This is a genomic window from Halobacillus sp. BBL2006 (genome assembly GCF_000786645.1).
Classification (GTDB): Bacteria; Bacillota; Bacilli; order Bacillales; family Halobacillaceae; genus Halobacillus.
This window is the reverse complement of sequence record NZ_JRNX01000167.1, coordinates 1-4,500: the sequence shown is the minus strand read 5'-3', so window position 1 is coordinate 4,500 and position 4,500 is coordinate 1. Positions and strand designations below refer to the sequence as shown.

Genomic DNA, 4,500 nt, shown 5'->3' with positions numbered 1-4,500 from the left:
GGCTCTTGCTATTGTCAACTACATGTTCTGATTCCTAAACTACCATACGACATTTACAACTGTACAATCGTTCGCCCGCGTGTTTGCCCGGCAAGAATCTGTTCTAACGTGTTCGGGAGTTCTTCTAATGAAATCGTTGTTTTCATTTGATCCAATGCGTCTTTGATTTTTAAATCGTTGGCTAACCGATGCCAGACTTTCTTCCTTGTTTCCATTGGACAATAGACAGAATCGATGCCAATAAGGCTTATTCCCCTGAGAATGAACGGATAAACCTGTGCAGGGACTTTCGTTCCTCCGGTCAATCCACTTACAGCGGCAGCACCGTTATAGTGAAGTTTTCCTAAGATGGAAGCGAGTTGTTCTCCGCCGACAGGGTCTACAGCAGCTGCCCATTTTTGACTGGATAACGGCTTGAGATCACCATCATATACGTCTTCACGGGAAATAACCCTTTTTGCACCTAGTTCTTTTAAGTACGATTTATGTTCAAGGCTTCCGGTGCTCGCCTCTATGGTGTACCCTCGTTTCGCCAGTAACGCTACGGCTATACTTCCTACGCCACCAGTTGCTCCAGTGACCAGGACAGGTCCGTCCTCTGGTTTCAGTCCGTTTTGTTCCAGTCTGTGCACAGATAAAGCTGCTGTGAAACCAGCCGTACCTAATACCATGGACTGTTCAAGCGTAAGTCCGTCTGGCAGAGGGACGATCCAGTCAGCTGGAATGCTTGCATATTCACTGTATCCCCCGTGGTGATTGACCCCGATCTCATAGCTGGTGGCTATGACGCGGTCGCCTTCTTTAAATCTTGAATCTTTTGATTCGACGACTTCGCCGGCAAGATCGATTCCAGGGATGATTGGATATTCCTTCACGAGTGCGTTATTGGGTTGAGAGACCATTCCATCTTTGAAATTGACGCTTGAATAATGCACGCGGATAAGGACTTCACTAGATGGCAGGTCCTTTTGGGATAACATTTCTATACTTGATGAGATCGAATCATCGGTTTTCATGATTTTAAATGCTTGAAAGGATGTCATAGTAAAGCACCTCTTTAGTGATTTATGGTCGTAAATCTTCGTCGTATTTTTCCTCTGTAGAGGAATCATTTTTTGATTTACTGCCTTTTTCTTGTTCACGTTCTTCTTTTTTTACATCTTCATTGGGGATTTCATCCATCAGTTGTTCTTTTTTGAATTTTTCTTCAAAGCTTTGATTATCTTTCTGTTTACGTTGATGTTTTTTGTCGGCCACAGTTTCACCTCCTGTGAATGATGCTCTCGGTTACGATTCCTTTTTTATGGAAATTTTAAACTAGGAGTTTCGCGTGAAGAAAATAAAAAAACGCCCCTACGAGGAGCGATTTCATTTATGGTTTTCAAGCTTGTTCTTGAGTGATTTTACAAAAGATGATTTTAGAAGGAAATCGAAGGCTGTACTAATGATCAACCCGTGGATGATGACACCTAGAATGGTGAAGATGACGATAATTGTATGACCTGTGGCGGTTTCCGGTTCAAATCCTGAGCGTCCGAAGAAAGTTAGAGCGAGGATGGCGCTTACCCATGCTTCGCTATACGTATGCAGTTCATTTTCAAGAAGGTTCAATGGGATGATCAATAGAAATACGAGAAAAAATGTAATCCCAGAAACGGTCAGTAAGTGCTGCTTTTTTAAAAAACGGATGAAGGGCATTGTGTAATATTTCGTGATCGACTTTAGTCTGAGCAGGTGGAGAATACGCGCCACTCGAGCGAACTGGAAGATGGCGTCAAGTGGAATGGCGGCGATAACGATAAACGGATTTTTCTTAATGAATTCCCACTTGTTATCACTTTTAAAGAGTCTATATACAAAGTCGAGGAAAAAGATACTCCAGGTTCCCCACACGATCAGGCTGTTGAATCCAGTGTTCTGCCAAATCGTAGCGATGGATAGACCAGCGAGCGTAATCATGAAGATTTCATAAAGTGTTTTGCTAGGTTTACGCTCCAAAAGCTTCATGACCCAATTCTCCTCCTAAACCTGACAAAATCTACTCTTATTATATCATTTGACCTAGAATCTGACAGGGGAGACGGCTGTATTCAGATAAAACTATTTTTGTAAGTATTGAACCCCTTCGCGGGTAATCTGTGTGCCTGCGCGTCCACGACGGATCGTAACATAACCAGATGTTTTCAAGCTTTCTAAGACTCTTCGAACTTGTTGTTCTGTCAACGGGTCTCTCTGGTCCGACAGAAGATCAGATATTTTTTTGCGGCTTGCATTGGTGGACGACTCGTTCAATGATTTTACAGCCGTTAGCACTTGTTTATTCAATTGATGATCTATGATGCTTTCAGGTTCTGCCTTTTGCGCTTGAAAATAGTCTTTACCAGGGAGGTCTTGAGTGGTGATCAGGTCATGATCAGCCACAATGGATAAATAGGAGACGGTATTTTTCAATTCACGGATGTTTCCAAACCAATCAAAGTTTTTGAGAGTATCCAATAGCTTGGGATCCCACTTTTCATCAGGAATGTTATTCTCTATCGAAAATTGTTTGACCAGTAATGGTATGTCCTCCTTTCTGTTTCTTAGAGGAGGAATCGGTAAAAACAGTACTTTTAACCGGTGATATAAATCTTCTCTGAACTTGCCTTCTTTGATTAATTCAAGCAGATCTTTGTTCGTAGCTGCGATAATACGGACGTTAATTGGTATTGTCTTCGTGCCGCCGATTTTCCTTAACTCCATCTCCTGGATGACTCTCAATAGACGTGCTTGGAGTTTTAAACTGCTGTCGCCGATTTCATCTAGAAAGATTGTGCCCCCATCCGCCTGCTCAAACAAGCCTTTTTTTCCTCCTTTTTTTGCTCCTGTAAACGCCCCTTCTTCGTAGCCGAACAGTTCACTTTCCAATAGATCTTCAGGAAGTGCACTGAAATTGACTGCAAGAAATGGCTCAAGCACACGGTTGGACTGATTATGGATGGAGTGGGCGAAAAGTTCCTTGCCAGTGCCGCTCTCTCCCTGAATGAGAACGGGAAGCTCTGTTTTTGCTAATTTACTAGCTATTTTCTTGGTGTGGAGGATCTCTGGGCTTTTTCCGATGATATCGTCGAAGCTGTATTTGGACATGTAGCCGGTTTTCATTAACTGTTTCCTCGCTGCTTTTTCCATTGTGATGGTTTCATCTGTATTCTTAAAAATAAACAGGACGTTCTCGCTCTCTTCCCATTGAATGCGGTAAATCATGAGATTGTAGCCATTCATAGTAAAATACTCTCCTTCTTCTTGGGGAGAAGTCATGAAAGAAAGTATGTTAGAGTCTTTGAACAGTTGAGGTAGGGTTTTACCTAATGCGTGTATGCGAGATAGACCACTATATTCTTCAATGAATGGATTGAAAACGGTAACTCTTTTGTGCCGGTCAATGGCCATTACACCATCATTTACCCCGTCTACGACTTGTTGAAGGTGTTGGTTTAACAGCTCGGTTTGACGGTTTACCTCTGCTAACCTCTGACTGAGTTCGATGATTTTTCCTGTATATCGGTTTGAGATCGTCCAGCCCAATTTATCTTTTAACTGAAAGTGTTCAAGAATTTCGATCAATGTCGTGATATCGATGAGGCGTACGCCGATATCAATGACATAATCGACTGATCTTGGCACAAATCTTGCTTCGCCTGGTGTGATAGCGGTTTTTATATAGGGGGCTGCTTTTTTTTCAGGGGAATAAGGAGTATAGATAAGGTGATTCATTCCGATTTTTTTCAACGTTTCGATCGTTTCTTTAGACATTTGCGGAGCATCATTGACGCATAAGACTTCTGTTCCGCTGTCAATTTCAAATAAACGGTTAATGTGCTGGTAATTGATCGTTCGCTTTGCGGTCATTTGCTTACAATCTTTACTTACAAGATGGGAGGCTTCAGCTTCGACGAGGTAAGATGAAAAGATGACCAGCTCGTCTGAAACTTGTTTAGGGATAGACTCATCGACGGCATAGCTTTCAATTTGTATAAATTCTCCTAAAATTTCGTTCAATTGTTTATGTAGGGTATCTCTTGTTTCAGGGGTTCCGGTTATTAAGGTCAAATGATTGTCCATGTGATTCATCCTTTGGTTTTTAATCGGTATTAATTATAACACCCAATAAGAACCTTTTTAACTCTTTTTATCTAAACAACGCTAGAATATTCAGAATTTTATGTTGGCATGCTTCTTGCATGTATATAAGGGTGAGGAAATAATTTTTAGGAGGAGTAAGATGAAAGAGAAAAAGAACAAAGGCATTCAAATGCCGCATACGTATGTCATCATTTTCTTCGTTGTATTATTTGCTGCCGTCTTAACTTATCTGATTCCAGCTGGGATGTTCGAAACAAAGGAAGTGACGTATGAACATTCAGGTGCAGAGGAATCGCGGACGGTATTAATACCAGAAAGTTTTACCACAGCTGAGGAAGGGGCAAGACAAGGCACAAGTTTATTCGAACCCGGCGGAGG

Annotated in this window: 4 protein-coding genes and 1 pseudogene; 1 reads left to right on the top strand and 4 read right to left on the bottom strand. The window is 41.8% G+C overall.

Features of this window, described 5'->3' with window-relative positions:
* Positions 1 to 53 precede the first annotated feature (53 nt).
* The 4 genes from LD39_RS06015 to LD39_RS06000 all read right to left on the bottom strand — a co-directional run bounded on the left by LD39_RS06015 (position 54) and on the right by LD39_RS06000 (position 4,101).
* Positions 54 to 1,043 (bottom strand): acryloyl-CoA reductase, encoded by a 990-nt coding sequence (locus LD39_RS06015; RefSeq protein WP_035543976.1) that lies wholly within the window; start codon positions 1,041 to 1,043, stop codon positions 54 to 56.
* Between the two features lie 22 nt (positions 1,044 to 1,065).
* Complete coding sequence (locus tag LD39_RS06010) at positions 1,066 to 1,257, bottom strand: hypothetical protein (RefSeq protein WP_035543974.1); 192 nt, start codon at positions 1,255 to 1,257, stop codon at positions 1,066 to 1,068.
* A gap of 111 nt (positions 1,258 to 1,368) precedes the next feature.
* Positions 1,369 to 2,007, bottom strand: a complete 639-nt coding sequence (locus LD39_RS06005) for a hypothetical protein (protein WP_035543972.1) — start codon at positions 2,005 to 2,007, stop codon at positions 1,369 to 1,371.
* Positions 2,008 to 2,100: 93 nt separating this feature from the next.
* Positions 2,101 to 4,101 (bottom strand): sigma-54-dependent Fis family transcriptional regulator, encoded by a 2,001-nt coding sequence (locus LD39_RS06000; protein ID WP_052158749.1) that lies wholly within the window; start codon positions 4,099 to 4,101, stop codon positions 2,101 to 2,103.
* A gap of 160 nt (positions 4,102 to 4,261) precedes the next feature.
* Here LD39_RS06000 and LD39_RS05995 point away from each other — a divergent pair.
* Positions 4,262 to 4,500, top strand: a pseudogene (locus tag LD39_RS05995) (hypothetical protein); the annotation flags it as partial.